Source organism: Methylophaga thalassica (assembly GCF_030159795.1).
GTDB lineage: Bacteria > Pseudomonadota > Gammaproteobacteria > Nitrosococcales > Methylophagaceae > Methylophaga > Methylophaga thalassica.
This window is the reverse complement of the sequence record NZ_BSND01000013.1, coordinates 306685-321229: the sequence shown is the minus strand read 5'-3', so window position 1 is coordinate 321229 and position 14545 is coordinate 306685. Positions and strand designations below refer to the sequence as shown.

Sequence of the window (14545 nt, the reverse complement as noted above, 5' to 3'; positions counted from 1 at the left end):
CTGTTACTCCTGCAAGCAGGAAATATCGGCGACGCCCAGAAATAGTGCCCGGGTTTGATTGAGTAAGGCTAAGCGATTGTTTCTTACTGCCTCGTCATCAGACATTACCATGACTTGCTCAAAAAAAGCATCGATGGTTTCACGCATGCCGGCGAGATAATTTAAAACACCCGCATAATCAGAAGCTGAATAGAGTGGTTTCAACGCTTGTTGTGCAGCCACAACCTGATCGGCCAATGCTTTTTCGGCAGGTTCGGCTAATAAGTTTGTATCAACACTCAAGCCTTCCTGCTCAGCCTCATTTTTACGTAAGATATTACCAATACGTTTATTACCGGCGGCCAGAGACTCAGCTTGTTCCAGTTTTCTAAATTCAGCCACCGCCTTCATTCTCTGCATAAAGTCTAGAGGTTGCGTTGGTGATACTGCCAGCACTGACTCGTATTCATCGGCTTTAGCGCCTTGATCGATAACATAACCACGCAAGCGGTCATAAAAATACTGCATGACCTGCGTTGTCACCTCATCTTCAGTCAGGATATCAACAAAGTTATTTGCCGCTTCTGTGACTAAACGAGACAGATCAAGCGATAACTGATTTTCGATAATAATCCGCAGCACGCCTAAAGCAGCACGTCGTAAAGCAAACGGGTCTTTCACACCTGAAGGTGGCTGACCAATACCAAATAATCCCACTATGGTATCCAGCTTTTCAGCCAGACTGACAGCAATACCGCTAGCCGTTTGAGGCAAATCATCACCGGCAAAGCGTGGACGATATTGCTCATCCAGCGCTTCAGCGACATCGGCATGCTCACCATCCAATTGCGCGTAATAACGGCCCATAATGCCCTGTAGCTCTGGGAATTCACCAACCATCTCTGTAACAAGATCACATTTGGCTAATAACGCAGCACGCTCTGCTAATTGAGCCTCACTACCCATCTGCTGGGCAATACTGGCGGCTAAGGCTGCAACACGCTGAGATTTGTCATAGACCGTTCCAAGCTTATTCTGGAACACGATGGTTTTTAATTGTTCCTGACGTTGTGCCAGTGGCAATTTACGATCGGTTTCCCAGAAAAACGCGGCATCGCTCAAGCGCGGCAAAATGACACGTTCATTGCCAGCAATCACTTGTGCCGGATCCTGACTGGCGATATTACAGATGGTGATGAAATGCGGTAATAAATCACCGTTTTTCGCCCGTACAGCAAAATATTTCTGATGACCTTCCATTGATGAAATCAACGCTTCAGCGGGTAATTCCAGAAAACGCGGGTCAAAGTTACCTGCCAGGGCTACTGGCCATTCCACTAATCCCGTCACTTCATCGAGCAGATCCGGATTAATCACAGCATCACCACCGAGGCTGGCCGCCAGTTCATTTACTTGTCCATGAATCGCCTGTTTTCTAGCTTCATAGTCGACCATTACGTGACCTTCACTTTCCAGTTGTGGCGCATAGGTCATCGGTGTACTGATACGGATAGGCTGTGGATGGTGGAAACGGTGACCGACCGTGAAGCGGTCTGAATTCACCCCTAACAAATTGACGGGAACAACATCATCGCCCAGCAATACCACCAACCAATGCACAGGTCGGACAAACTCACCCGGCAAGTCTCCCCAACGCATACGCTTGGGAATCGGTAAAGCGTTGAGTGATTGTTGAATAATCTCTGGCAGCAAACTGGCGGTTTCAGCGCCTTTTTGTTGTTGTTTAAAAATTAGCCACGCGCCTTTATCCGTCTGCATGGTTTCTAAATCATCGACATCCACACCACAAGAGCGAGCAAAGCCTTGTAGCGCTTTGGTCGGGTTACCATCTTCGTCAAATGCCGCCGTCACAGCCGGTCCACGGCGTTCTACTGTTAAATCGTCTTGCTGGGTTTGTAACTTCGAAATCACCAAGGCCAAACGTCTTGGAGTCGCGTAGGCACGAATTACATCAAAGCTTAACTCAGCACTTTTTAGCCCCTGCTCGATACCCTGTTGAAACGCCTGACTTAATTTCAGCAATGCTTTTGGTGGTAATTCTTCTGTACCTAATTCGATAAGCAGATCCTGATATGCCTGACTCATGATTGCACCTCCTTATCTGCTGACTGAACCATTGGGAAACCTAATGACTCACGTCTGTCGTAATACGCCTGAGCAACGGCTCTGGCCAAAGTACGGACACGGAGGATAAATCGCTGTCTTTCTGTCACGGAAATGGCTTTTCTTGCATCTAATAGGTTGAATGTATGTGACGCTTTTAGTACCAACTCATAGGCAGGCAAAGGTAAACCTGCTTCTATCATGCGCTGACTTTCGCGTTCACAGGTATCGAATGTGGTGAATAAACTTTCCACATCGGCATGTTCGAAGTTGTAGGTCGACATTTCGACTTCGTTTTGGTGGAACACATCACCGTAGGTGACTTTCCCCATAGGACCATCTGCCCAGATTAAGTCATAGACACTGCTCACACCTTGCAGGTACATAGCAATACGTTCCAGACCATATGTAATTTCACCAGTAACGGGGCGACATTCGAGTCCACCCACCTGTTGGAAATAGGTGAACTGCGTGACTTCCATACCGTTCAACCAGACTTCCCAACCTAGTCCCCAGGCACCTAGCGTGGGTGATTCCCAGTTATCTTCGACAAAACGTACGTCATGGATAGCGGTATCCAACCCCAGCATTTCCAGCGAACCTAAATACAGCTCCTGAATGTTAATAGGCGATGGTTTTAACACAACCTGGAACTGATAGTAGTGCTGTAATCGGTTCGGGTTTTCACCATAACGGCCATCGGTCGGACGACGTGAAGGCTGAACATAAGCAGCACTCCATGGCTCCGGACCAATTGCGCGCAAAAATGTGGCTGGATGGAATGTCCCGGCACCCACTTCCATATCGTATGGTTGAAGAAGCACACAGCCCTGCTCAGCCCAGTACTGTTGCAGCCTGAGGATCAGTTCCTGAAAGGTTCTTGGCGTTTCCGCCTTCATCACCGCTGTCTTAGTCATTAGCTCGATTTCACAATCCAAAGTCAAAACATACGGGATTATAGCGAATACCGAGCTGACTGTAGAGGTCGACAACAGATAAATCTGTTAGCACAAAGCCTAAGCACATATTTTCCTCGCCACTCCATCGCCGCCATTCAGGTACAATTCACCCCCTGAGTCAGGTAATCATGAGAGTGACTATGCAACGAACCATTGGCATCGTTATGGATCCGATCGATCGGATTAATACCAAAAAAGACAGCAGTCTCGCGATGATGCTGGCTGCGCAGCAGCGTGACTGGCAGATTTTGTATATGGAACAACAAGATCTTTTTCTGTCAGAGGGCAAGGTATTTGCTGAAATGCGCAGTCTTCGTGTGTTCGATGATCCAGAGTACTGGTTTGAACTGGGTGAAAAAGTCACCCGTCCTATCACCGATGTAGATGCGATTCTGATGCGCAAAGATCCGCCGTTTGATATGGAATATATTTATAGCACTTACTTGCTGGAACAAGCACAGGCTGCTGGCGTGCTTATCATCAATGATCCGCAAAGCCTGCGTGATGCGAATGAAAAACTGTTTACCGCCTGGTTTCCACAATGCTGTCCTCCGACCTTGGTGACACGCCAAAAACATCTGATAAAAGCCTTCCAGCAAACACATAGCGATATTATTCTTAAGCCGCTTGATGGCATGGGTGGCGCGTCTATATTCCGCATCAATCAAGGCGATCCCAATTTCTCAGTTATCGTCGAAACGCTGTCAGAACACGGGCGACGTTCGGTGATGGCGCAAAAGTATTTGCCGGCTATCAAAGACGGCGACAAACGCATTTTACTTATTAACGGTGAGCCGGTGCCTTACGCGCTGGCCCGCATCCCAGCTGAAGGTGAAACTCGTGGCAACCTTGCTGCAGGGGGACGCGCTGAAGGCCGGCCATTGACCGACAGGGATCGTTGGATCTGCGAGCAGGTCGGCCCCAAACTCCGCGAAAAAGGCTTAATTTTTGTCGGGCTCGACGTGATTGGTGATTATCTGACCGAAATAAATGTCACTAGTCCGACCTGTATCCGTGAACTTGATCGACAATTTGGCATCAATATTGGTGCCGATCTTATGACTGCAATAGACAAACTTCTACCATGAAACTGATACCCCTTTTATTTATCTTAACGACCTTATTACTCACAGCTTGCGGCGAACAGGAAGAAGCTGCTCGCCAGGCAAAATTTTATGCCTTCGGCACTGAAATTGATGTCAGCCTTTACGGTGTGGATGCTGACACTGCCGAGAAAACAGTGACCGATCTGGAAGACTCCTTCGATAACATTAATGAAACCTGGCATGCATGGAAACCCAGCACCTTAACCCGTATCAATAAAGCAATTGCAAACGGCGAACCAGTCGAAATCAAACCAGAAGTGGCCACAGTTATTGAAGAGGCAGCGACCTATGCCAAGGAAAGTCATAACCTGTTTAATCCGGCTGCCGGTAAATTATTTGAACTTTGGGGTTACCATCGTGATGACTGGTTTGAGTCACGTCCACCACCAGCTCAAGATAAAATCGATGCCTGGTTAAAAGCGGCCCCCACCATGGACGATATCCATATTAAGGATAATATTCTGACCTGTGATAATTCGATGGTAAAACTGGGCTTCGGTGGTTTTGCCAAAGGCACTGCGGTTGATGCCGCCATTGATGCCCTGAGAAAACAAGGCGTGAATAATGCCATTATCAATATTGGGGGTGATTTACGCGCTATCGGTAAACACGGCAACCGTCCTTGGGTGATTGGTATCCGCCATCCAAGAAAAGAAGCTGCCATGATCGCCTCTGTCGCCGTTTTCGGTGACGAAAGCGTATTTACTTCGGGTGACTATGAACGTTTCTTTACCTATGAAGGCAAACGCTATCCTCATATTCTGGATCCAAGAACCGGTTACCCCGCACGCGATAATATTTCTGCGACAGTGATTCATCAGCAGGCCGCCCGTGCCGATGCCGCAGCGACAGCATTAATTGTGGCTGGTAAAGACTGGCCGGAAATTGCCGCCTCAATGGGTATTAAGGAAGTGATGATTGTTCGTGCCGATGGTCAAGTTGAAATGACCCCGTCCATGCAGAAAAAAATTCATTTTACTGACAAATCAACTCAACCGATTTTACGTGAAATAGGCTCAACAACGACTCCATAGCTATGGCAACCAGCGCATCATCAGATCGACTCATTTTTACTCTGCTGTTTTCAGTCATCCTGCATCTGGTGATTGTGCTGGGTGTGAGCTTTGATGTGTTTTCTAAGCCCACGAACGCACCAGCGAACAATCTTGATATCACGCTAGTGAAACAACAAGACAAAATCAAGCCAGAAGAAGCGGACTTTCTGGCTCAGGCAAATAATGAAGGCGGCGGTGAACTTGATACGCCTACTCCAGTGCCGACAAAAGACATACCTGTACCGCTAACTGAAGACCAACCTTCGGCACCACCGCCAGTGCAAAAAACAGAAACGGTTACCGAGACGGAAACCGTCGCCGTTCAACCACCAGCACCAGAACCAACACCGCCAGAGCCAAAAGTGGTCGAGCCGAAACCTGAGGTGCAAAAACCCAAACCTCAGCCCAAGGCAAAGCCAGTGCCGAAACCAGAGAAGCCAGTGAAAAAGCTCACTCAGGAAAAAGCGGAGCGCAAGGTAGAAAAAACTGAGACAGCGGAAATCGCTACTGAAACTGAGACGGAACCTGAAGAAGTGGCTAAGCCCGAAATTTCTGCCCGTGATTTGATGATGCAGGCCAGAAGTGAAATCAGTGAGCTTCAGGAAAAACTTGATAAAAGCACCAAGGCCTTAAGTGAAAGACCTAAAAAGCGACGCATTTCAGCCTCGACCAAAGAGTTTGCTGCCGCCGCCTATATGAAAGCCTGGGAAATGAAAGTCGAGCGCATCGGTAATATGAACTACCCTCAGGAAGCCAGGCAAAAAGGCCTGAGTGGCAGTCTGATGCTATCTGTAGATATTAATCCGGATGGCAGTGTACCGGCGGGTGGCATCGTCGTATCACGTTCATCAGGACATAAAGTTTTGGATGATGCTGCCGTCAAAATCGTGCGACTGGGTGCGCCTTATGCCGCCATTCCCAAAGATGTGCTGAAAAATAACGATATGCTGACCGTGATTCGTACCTGGAAGTTTGAAACCGGTCGCGGTTTATCAACAAGATAAAAAAAGCCGGTAACGATCGCTACCGGCTTGAATTTTAGTGAAATAAATACTGGCGAATTTCTTGTTCGCTTTTATTGATAAAGTTTTTATTGATGGTTTGACTGATATATTTCTGTGTCACTTCACCCATTTGCTGCTTGAGTGCCCCCAGAAAACTGGGTGGGGAAATCAAAACCAGGTCGTTGACATCACCGGTTCGGCGAGCGCTTTCCAGACGTTCACTTAGGTCATGGGCAAACATCTGCATTTCGTGCTTTTTAGGTTCTGTTCTGGATTCCATGGCGTGACGCCCTCCAGCACCATGACTATCAAAACTTCGTCCCGGCATATCAGAAACCAATTCCTGGTTCTGGGCACGGCTGGCAGTGTTGACCATGTCATCTATTTCCTTGAGTGGACTAGTCCGACTCTCAACAGAAAAAATCCGAGCACGACTGCTCTCGGCGACAACGATCCACTTTTTCTTCATAGTCGATTCTCCTTCTCGCTTGGGGAAACAAGCAACACAGAGCAATAAGCGGGAAATCACCCTGCATCATCATTAACTTGATAGAAGCAATGGTTCGACTATAACAGACAAGATCGCCTTTGTCTGTTACTTAACATTTCTAAACAATTCTTTACTTATCAGCACCTTGCGACAAGCCATATCCCAGACCCGCTTTACTGATATTGCTGTATTCAAGTGGGAGAGCGGCCTTGAGCTGATCGGCTAATTTTTGGCAAATGTCTATTTGCCCCTGCTTTAATTCCAATTCAATTTCATGAATCGCGACTTGTTTGTCACCCGCTCTGACTTCGCCCCGGTCATAAGCCAGTTCAATCACGGTGTCAGCCTCTAACCTCAACAACCAAACATCACGTTCAAACTCTGTGGTGAACACTGGCTGAATAGCATTCCATACCTGCTCCTGCTCCAGTAATGGCGCGATAGCGGTTTCAGCCAGACGCTCAAGGTCAAACTCTGGCGCTTCTAATTCATGCTCCCACTCCTGACGTTCATGCAAACCAGAACTGGCTTTTCCACTGCATTTCACCGTTTGCAGCCACTGTTCACCGATTTGACGCAATCTCAGACCCACACCAAAGTTCATCAAGGCTTTATCAGCCGTATCAAAATAAGTGCTCAATAAATGCTGCTGATACACATCTTGGATCAAACGTTTTTTGAGCCAGTCTATTTCATGTAACAGAAGAGACTCAGCCTGGGTGACCTGAAGTTTTATTTCTTGTTCTAGACTCATAAGTTCAGTAAGGGTTTTAAATATTTGCCAGTGTATGAAGACGGGTGTTCCGCCACCTCTTCTGGGGTACCCACAGCCAGCACTTCACCGCCACGCGCACCGCCCTCAGGTCCCATATCAATAATCCAGTCTGCGGTTTTGATGACATCCAGATTATGCTCAATCACCACAATGGTATTGCCGCGGTCTCTCAGGCTATGCAGGACTTTCAGTAGCTGTTCAATATCGAAAAAGTGTAAGCCGGTGGTTGGTTCATCCAATACGTACAGGGTTTTACCGGTATCACGTTTGGATAACTCTTTGGCTAATTTGACACGCTGCGCCTCACCGCCGGACAAGGTCGTCGCATTTTGTCCCAGTTTGATATATGTCAGGCCAACATCAATCAGTGTCTGTAACTTTTTGGCAACGACCGGAATATTTTCGAAAAAGACGTTGGCTTCTTCGATGGTCATATCCAGCACTTCGGTAATCGTTTTGCCTTTGTAACGAATATCCAATGTTTCGCGGTTATAGCGCTCACCTTTACACACATCACATGGCACATAAATATCAGGCAGGAAGTGCATCTCCACTTTAATCAGACCATCGCCCTGACACGCTTCACAACGGCCACCTTTGACATTAAAACTAAAGCGACCAGGACCATAACCACGTGAACGTGCCTCTGGTGTGCCAGCGAATAACTCACGAATCGGGGTAAATAAACCGGTATAAGTGGCCGGGTTTGAACGTGGTGTACGACCAATCGGACTTTGGTTAATTGCCACCACTTTATCGAGCTGCTCTAAACCGATAATTTCAGAATGCGGTGCGGGTTCTTCAGAGTTACCGTTTAAATTTTTGGCGGTCAGTTTTAATAAGGTTTCATTGATCAGCGTTGATTTACCCGAGCCAGACACACCGGTAACACAGGTCATCAGACCAATCGGCACATCAATATCCACATTTTTCAGATTATTACCGCAGGCACCTCTTAAACCAATCACACGACCCGCATGAGGTTGTTGACGTTTCGCCGGTACATCAATCTTTCTGCGTCCTGACAGATATTGCCCCGTCAGTGACTCTTCACTTTTCATGATTTGTTCAGGCGTGCCTTGTGCCACAATTTGTCCACCGTGCACACCGGCGCCCGGACCAATATCCAGCACAAAATCTGCCATGCGGATCGCGTCTTCATCATGCTCTACCACGATGACTGTATTACCCAGATCGCGTAGTCGGGTTAAGGTTTCCAGCAGACGGTCATTATCGCGCTGATGCAGACCAATTGAAGGTTCATCCAGAATATACATGACCCCCACCAGACCGGCACCAATCTGACTGGCTAAACGAATTCGCTGAGCTTCACCACCAGATAAAGTTTCCGCACTACGTGCCAGATTCAGATAATCAAGGCCGACATTGACCAAAAAGCTGAGACGCGCCGAAATTTCAGTGACAATTTTTTCTGCAATTTCACCGCGTTTACCCGGTAAGGTGAGTGTTTCAAAGAAAGTACTCACTTCGCCAATCGGCATCGCCGTGACTTCAGGTAATGTAATTTCATTGACAAATACATTACGCGAAGCCAACGTCAATCTCGCCCCGTGACACTCTGGACAAGCCCGAATGGAATGGAACTTAGCCAGATCTTCACGAACACTGTTTGATTCTGTTTCATGATAACGGCGCTGCATATTCGGAATGACACCCTCAAACGGATGTTTACGGCTCACTGTCTTACCGCGGTCACCCATGTAGTTGAAGGCGATCTGTGTTTTGCCGCTACCATACAGAATGACTTCACGCACATCATCGGACAATTCCTGAAAGGGTGTCTCCAGATCAAATTTATAATGTTCCGCCAGCGATAACATCAGTTGGTAGTAATAAGCATTACGACGGTCCCAGCCACGAATCGCTCCTGCCGCCAGACTTAATTCGGGATGAGTCACCACACGCACAGGATCAATAAACTGCTTCACACCCAAACCATCACAGGTCGGACAGGCACCAGCAGGATTGTTAAACGAGAACATGCGCGGCTCTAATTCGGAAATCGAATAACCACATTCTGGACAAGCAAAGCGTGCTGAGAACAAAGTCTCATCAGATTCATCATCCATTGATACCACTTTAGCAACGCCATCAGCCATAGCCAGCGCGGTTTCAAATGATTCTGCCAAACGTTGCTGAATATCCGCGCGTACTTTAAAACGATCTACTACGGCTTCAATCGTGTGTTTTTTGCGCAATTCTAATTCGGGCGGATCATCAAGCTCGATAACCTGACCATTTACTCGCGCACGAACGAAGCCTTTAATACGCAGCTCTTCCAGCACATCACGATGCTCGCCTTTGCGGTCCTGAATCACCGGCGCAATCAACATCAAGCGTTTACCTTCGGGCATCTCCAGCACCGCATCGACCATTTGACTGACCGTTTGCGCCGCCAATGGCTGATGATGTGTCGGACAGCGCGGTTCACCGGCACGAGCAAATAACAATCTCAAATAGTCATAAATCTCGGTAATGGTGCCGACCGTTGAGCGCGGGTTATGCGACGTGGATTTTTGCTCGATTGATATCGCAGGAGACAGGCCTTCAATATGATCCACATCCGGCTTTTCCATCATCGATAAGAACTGTCTGGCGTATGCTGACAAGGATTCTACATATCGACGCTGTCCTTCTGCGTATAATGTGTCGAAGGCAAGCGAGGATTTTCCCGAACCAGACAAGCCAGTGATAACAATCAGAGCATCTCTAGGCAGGTCCAGGTCAATATTTTTAAGGTTATGGGTACGAGCCCCACGAATGCTTATATTTTTCATCCCGGGAACGCTTATATTTTTCATCAGGATTCCGTAGTAAAATCAAACGGATCAATATACTCTGTCCGACTACCATGACGCAAAAACAAACTACAACAAACTCATTGACCTCGCTGGAAAAGCGGAGCATTTCAGGGCTTTCGTTGATATTTGCCTTGAGAATGCTGGGCTTATTCATGATCTTGCCGGTTTTTTCGATATCGGCACATCAATACACGGGCAGTACCCCCATGCTCATCGGTATTGCGATTGGCGCATACGGACTGACTCAGGCGCTACTGCAAATTCCATTTGGCATGTTATCCGACAAGATTGGCCGTAAGCGCGTTATCACTATCGGCTTACTTTTATTTGCGGCCGGCAGTGTGATTGCTGCAATGGCACACTCTATTGAGATGGTTATTGTCGGACGCCTATTGCAGGGTAGTGGAGCCATCGCCGCCGCAATCATGGCTTTAACAGCAGACCTTACCCGCGATGAACAGCGTACCAAAGCGATGGCCAGTATCGGTATTAGTATCGGTCTATCATTCTCTGTCGCACTGGCAACCGGTCCTATTCTCGAACATTGGGTTGGTTTATCAGGTATTTTCTGGGCGACAGCGCTGCTCGCCATCGCCGGTATCGGTATTTTGCACTTATGGGTACCTACCCCTAAACGTTTGATGATGCATACCGATCTTGGACCTGTTCCCAAGCAGTTTGGGAAAGTCTTTGGCAACAAACAGATCATGCGTTTAGTGCTGAGTATTATGTTGCTGCATTTACTGCTTACCACCAGCTTTTTCGCTTTACCTCATGCCTTACAGGATGTGGCTGGTCTGGATAAAAGCCAGCATGCTATGGCTTATATGCCAGTGCTGCTTTTAGCTTTTTTCACAATGGTGCCATTTATCATCATCGCCGAAAAAAAACGCAAAATGAAACCCGTTTTCATCGGTGCCATTGCCGTGATAGGCCTGGCTGAGCTGGGTTGGGCATTTTTTGCTCACTCATTAACCGCGATCCTAATCTGTCTTTGGTTGTTTTTTTCTGCGTTCAATATTCTCGAGGCCAGCCTGCCATCGATGATGTCAAAGCTCAGTCCGTTGGAAAATAAAGGGACAGCGATGGGGGTTTACTCCAGTGCCCAATTTGTAGGTGCATTTATTGGTGGCGCTATGGGCGGTACGCTTTATGGCATCTTCGGTCTGGAAGGGATTTTTGTCGCCAGTGTCGTACTGGTCGTCATTTGGTTATTACTGGTTTTCCCTATGCAGGCACCGAAACACTACAGCAGTAAGATCATTCATCTGAGTGAGGCGACCATGAATAATTCCACTGACTTCATTCAACAATTGACAGCCATCTACGGTGTAAAAGAAGCTGTCATGGTGCCGGAAGAGCAAGTGGCTTACGTCAAATATTCGCCCGATGAAATTAATATGGAAGAACTGGAAGCCTTTGCTTCACGGCATTAAGGAGTGCAGAAATCAGGCTCGAAATCGCAGCCCTCTCATTGCTATTAATGTGATGGCGGTGATAAATGCCAGAAAAGTTGTACAAAGATACAACGTCAAGTGGTCGTCAATCATTTCTGCCAACACTGATGACAGAAACTGACCTGAAAATATCGCCATGGATAAATAGGCTAATTGTGTATTCCTAATGCTGGAATCACTCAATTCAATAGTGATGTGATTTACCAACGGTATTGATAATCCAAATCCCATCCCCATAGCAATCGCCGCTAGAATAAGAGTGAACCAAGAATTGGTGAAGGCAAACAATATCTGGGCAATACCGTAGAGACTATAAGCAGCAATCAGCGTCGACCTTTCCTGCAAACGTTCAACTATTTTTGGCATAAAAAAAGCGCCTATCACGGCCATAAATGAAATAAATGCCAGATAAAATCCTGCTGTAATCTCACTGACACCCGATTGATGCAGTTGTACAGGCAGGGTAATGGTGGTGATGAAAAAGATCAGCATGGATATCAAAGCCAGTGCTAACACCCAACGTTGCTCTCGGCTCACTCTTACTTCGGCAGTATCTATTTGTGTTTTCTCAAGACCTGTCATCGCTGGCACATATAACACCACCATGACTAAGATGAGCCAGGCAATAGCGTAAAGATAAAATGGCCAGAACCATGCCTGTGCGGTTAACAGTCCGGCTACAGCAAGAAAGATGACACCACCTACCTCTATCGACATACCTTGTTTTGCGATCATCTGTAACCTTTCTTGCCCTTGATAAAAGTGGGCAATTAATGCCGTACCAGATGCCATAACCACCGCAGTGGCAGCGCCGAGTAATAGGCGGTCAACATGAATGAATAAGGAATCTTTGAACAAAAAACCTGCCATACCGATTAGCCCATAGAGAGCCAAACCGACACAAAGCGCGTTGTAAGCCCCGACTTTTTGCATCAATTTTCCTGCAGCTGGGCCAAACAGGATCACCCCTAGCGATGGCATGGTAATCAACCAGCCAGGATCAGAAGAAATTCCGAGCTGAGTAGCAATCAACGGTAAGCCTGGCAGCAGAATACATCCCACCATGATGGTAAGCGAGGATACTGCGAGTAATGTGATATCGGTTAACCGGTTTGCTTGTCTTGAGTTTTTATCCACTATACGGTCACTTTATTTCATATATCGGTGATAGTCATATGTTAGACTCCCTGTGTCAATAAATGGATAAAATCATGGTCGATCAAAGCAAACACAATCATAGTCAGGTTATTTCGCGTGCCGCCACGATACTCAAAGCATTACAACACTATCCACAAGGAATCAGCATCACAGCATTAGCCAAACGCGTTGAGTTACCACGATCTACTGTTCATCGTTTGGTGTCATCTTTAGAACAAGCGTCTTTGGTAATTCACACTCGTCAGGGTATACAACTTGGTGCGGCCTTATTACAGATGACGCATACTGCGCACACTGACTTCATCAGCGTCGCCAAACCCCACATCGATACATTGGCCAGACGAACAAGAGAAACCGTAGATGTCTGCGTGTTTCGGGGGCAATACTCCTTATCCATCGATCAAATAGCCAGTGATCAGGAACTTCGCGTCATGTCCCCGGTGGGGACAGCCTTCCCTGTTTACACATCGGCTCATGGCAAAGCGATACTGGCAACGCTCAGTAATGAAGAAGTCAAAACCGTCATTGGTGACAAATGGATACAGCGCACAGAGTCCAGCCACGTATCCTATGACACGCTCTTTCGTGACCTGGATTTGATTCGTAAAAATGGCTGGGCAGTTGATATTGAAGAACATGCTGAAGGTGTTTGCGCTGTAGGTGTCAGCATTCAATCCTCGCTTGCAGAGCGTTATGCTATTGCAGTCGCATTACCCGTAATTCGTTTCAACAAAAACATGACAGAAGTGACTTCAGCATTGCTACAGTGTCAAGCTGAAGTTGAAGAAGTACTCAAGCGCTAAAGCAGATTATCCTTATCTCTTCCAAACACCCCACCTAAGACAACGCATCACACTGGACCTTCTATTTTGATATTGGGAATGTGTGACTGAGATGATATTATCCCTGCTCATTAGCAATCCTTTTTCTGCCTGCAATAGTGTGGTTGATGGTAGAAACGCTTTTAACTATTTTTTTAACACTGAGACAGTCATTTGACTGATGTTCAGCAGCAACATCAGCACAGATTTGACGGTCCCCATTAAACCAAGGAACAAGCCATGTCAGTAAATAAGGTCATTCTGGTCGGACGACTCGGCGCAGAGCCTGAAAGCCGCGCCTTTCCAAACGGTGGTTCAATTTGTAATTTACGAATTGCCACATCAGAAAGCTGGAAAGACAGACAAACCGGTGAACGTCAGGAACGCACCGAATGGCACCGAGTCGTCTTACGAAACAAACTGGGGGAGATTGCTCAGCAATATCTGCACAAAGGCTCACAGGTTTATATCGAAGGTCGGATTCAAACGCGTAAATGGCAAAATCAGCAGGGACAAGACCAATACACGACGGAAATCGTGGGTAATGAAATGACCATGCTGGACAGTCGTGGTGCCGGCGGTGGTGCCAACCAGGGCGGTGGCAGTAATTACAGTGGTGGTGATACCTCGTTTGACCAACGTCCACAACAACAATCTGGCGGTTACAATGCACCACAACCTGCCTCATCATCTGCAGGCCCTGATTATGGTGGGGGCGGCGATGATTATTACGATGATGATATTCCGTTCTAGGAATCTCTGAAAGATCACAAAAAAGCTCTGTTTTACAGGGCT

12 protein-coding genes are annotated in these 14545 nt (G+C 47.1%); 6 read left to right on the top strand and 6 right to left on the bottom strand.

The genetic code is table 11. The features are described from left to right. Window positions 1–3: 3 nt before the first annotated feature. Together glyS and glyQ are read right to left on the bottom strand one after the other, a co-directional pair. The gene (gene glyS / locus QQL60_RS14355; RefSeq protein ID WP_284723696.1) at window positions 4–2085 is read right to left on the bottom strand and encodes a glycine--tRNA ligase subunit beta; all 2082 of its coding nucleotides are present in this window, start codon (window positions 2083–2085) and stop codon (window positions 4–6) included. Next, window positions 2082–3020 carry a glycine--tRNA ligase subunit alpha gene (glyQ, locus tag QQL60_RS14350; protein WP_007144477.1) on the bottom strand — a complete coding sequence of 313 codons (939 nt, stop codon included), beginning with the start codon at window positions 3018–3020 and terminating at the stop codon, window positions 2082–2084. The genes glyS and glyQ overlap by 4 nt, the downstream gene beginning before the upstream one ends. 182 nt (window positions 3021–3202) lie before the next feature. Here glyQ and gshB point away from each other — a divergent pair, with 182 nt between their 5' ends. The 3 genes from gshB to QQL60_RS14335 are packed head-to-tail and all read left to right on the top strand — an operon-like array spanning window position 3203 to window position 6227. Continuing rightward, window positions 3203–4150, top strand: coding sequence for a glutathione synthase (gene gshB, locus QQL60_RS14345; RefSeq protein ID WP_284723695.1), 948 nt, complete (start codon window positions 3203–3205; stop codon window positions 4148–4150). Then, a complete protein-coding gene (locus QQL60_RS14340) occupies window positions 4147–5202 on the top strand; it encodes an FAD:protein FMN transferase (protein WP_284723694.1) in 1056 nt (351 codons plus the stop codon). Before gshB ends, QQL60_RS14340 begins: the two co-directional genes overlap by 4 nt. Window positions 5203–5204: 2 nt before the next feature. After that, window positions 5205–6227, top strand: coding sequence for an energy transducer TonB (locus tag QQL60_RS14335; RefSeq protein WP_284723693.1), 1023 nt, complete (start codon window positions 5205–5207; stop codon window positions 6225–6227). Between the two features lie 34 nt (window positions 6228–6261). Here QQL60_RS14335 and QQL60_RS14330 read toward each other — a convergent pair whose 3' ends face one another. The 3 genes from QQL60_RS14330 to uvrA form a co-directional block, all read right to left on the bottom strand. Next, window positions 6262–6696, bottom strand: a complete 435-nt coding sequence (locus tag QQL60_RS14330) for a host attachment protein (protein ID WP_284723692.1) — start codon at window positions 6694–6696, stop codon at window positions 6262–6264. 151 nt (window positions 6697–6847) lie between these two features. After that, window positions 6848–7471 carry a CYTH domain-containing protein gene (locus QQL60_RS14325; RefSeq protein ID WP_284723691.1) on the bottom strand — a complete coding sequence of 208 codons (624 nt, stop codon included), beginning with the start codon at window positions 7469–7471 and terminating at the stop codon, window positions 6848–6850. Then, the gene (gene uvrA, locus QQL60_RS14320; protein WP_284723780.1) at window positions 7468–10290 is read right to left on the bottom strand and encodes an excinuclease ABC subunit UvrA; all 2823 of its coding nucleotides are present in this window, start codon (window positions 10288–10290) and stop codon (window positions 7468–7470) included. The genes QQL60_RS14325 and uvrA overlap by 4 nt, the downstream gene beginning before the upstream one ends. A gap of 74 nt (window positions 10291–10364) precedes the next feature. On the opposite strand from uvrA, the gene QQL60_RS14315 reads away from it, so the two are divergent. Next, on the top strand, window positions 10365–11750 hold the full coding sequence (locus QQL60_RS14315; protein WP_040576151.1) for an MFS transporter: 1386 nt from the start codon (window positions 10365–10367) through the stop codon (window positions 11748–11750). A 12-nt stretch (window positions 11751–11762) separates the two neighbouring features. Here the strand turns inward: QQL60_RS14315 and QQL60_RS14310 are convergent, their stop codons facing one another. Then, complete coding sequence (locus QQL60_RS14310) at window positions 11763–12908, bottom strand: MFS transporter (protein WP_284723690.1); 1146 nt, start codon at window positions 12906–12908, stop codon at window positions 11763–11765. A gap of 74 nt (window positions 12909–12982) precedes the next feature. Between QQL60_RS14310 and QQL60_RS14305 the strand changes: the two genes are divergently transcribed. Next, entirely contained in the window at window positions 12983–13732 is a 750-nt protein-coding gene (locus QQL60_RS14305) for an IclR family transcriptional regulator (RefSeq protein ID WP_007144467.1), read from the top strand. Between the two features lie 258 nt (window positions 13733–13990). Next, entirely contained in the window at window positions 13991–14503 is a 513-nt protein-coding gene (locus QQL60_RS14300) for a single-stranded DNA-binding protein (RefSeq protein ID WP_007144466.1), read from the top strand. Window positions 14504–14545 lie beyond the last annotated feature (42 nt).

Coding starts and splice junctions, on each gene's coding strand:
- glyS (WP_284723696.1), bottom strand. CDS start 2,085: ATGAGTCAGGCATATCAGGATCTGCTTATCGAATTAGGTACAGAAGAA.
- gshB (WP_284723695.1), top strand. CDS start 3,203: ATGCAACGAACCATTGGCATCGTTATGGATCCGATCGATCGGATTAAT.
- QQL60_RS14300 (WP_007144466.1), top strand. CDS start 13,991: ATGTCAGTAAATAAGGTCATTCTGGTCGGACGACTCGGCGCAGAGCCT.
- glyQ (WP_007144477.1), bottom strand. CDS start 3,020: ATGACTAAGACAGCGGTGATGAAGGCGGAAACGCCAAGAACCTTTCAG.
- QQL60_RS14305 (WP_007144467.1), top strand. CDS start 12,983: ATGGTCGATCAAAGCAAACACAATCATAGTCAGGTTATTTCGCGTGCC.
- QQL60_RS14335 (WP_284723693.1), top strand. CDS start 5,205: ATGGCAACCAGCGCATCATCAGATCGACTCATTTTTACTCTGCTGTTT.
- QQL60_RS14315 (WP_040576151.1), top strand. CDS start 10,365: ATGACGCAAAAACAAACTACAACAAACTCATTGACCTCGCTGGAAAAG.
- QQL60_RS14340 (WP_284723694.1), top strand. CDS start 4,147: ATGAAACTGATACCCCTTTTATTTATCTTAACGACCTTATTACTCACA.
- uvrA (WP_284723780.1), bottom strand. CDS start 10,290: ATGAAAAATATAAGCATTCGTGGGGCTCGTACCCATAACCTTAAAAAT.
- QQL60_RS14325 (WP_284723691.1), bottom strand. CDS start 7,471: ATGAGTCTAGAACAAGAAATAAAACTTCAGGTCACCCAGGCTGAGTCT.
- QQL60_RS14330 (WP_284723692.1), bottom strand. CDS start 6,696: ATGAAGAAAAAGTGGATCGTTGTCGCCGAGAGCAGTCGTGCTCGGATT.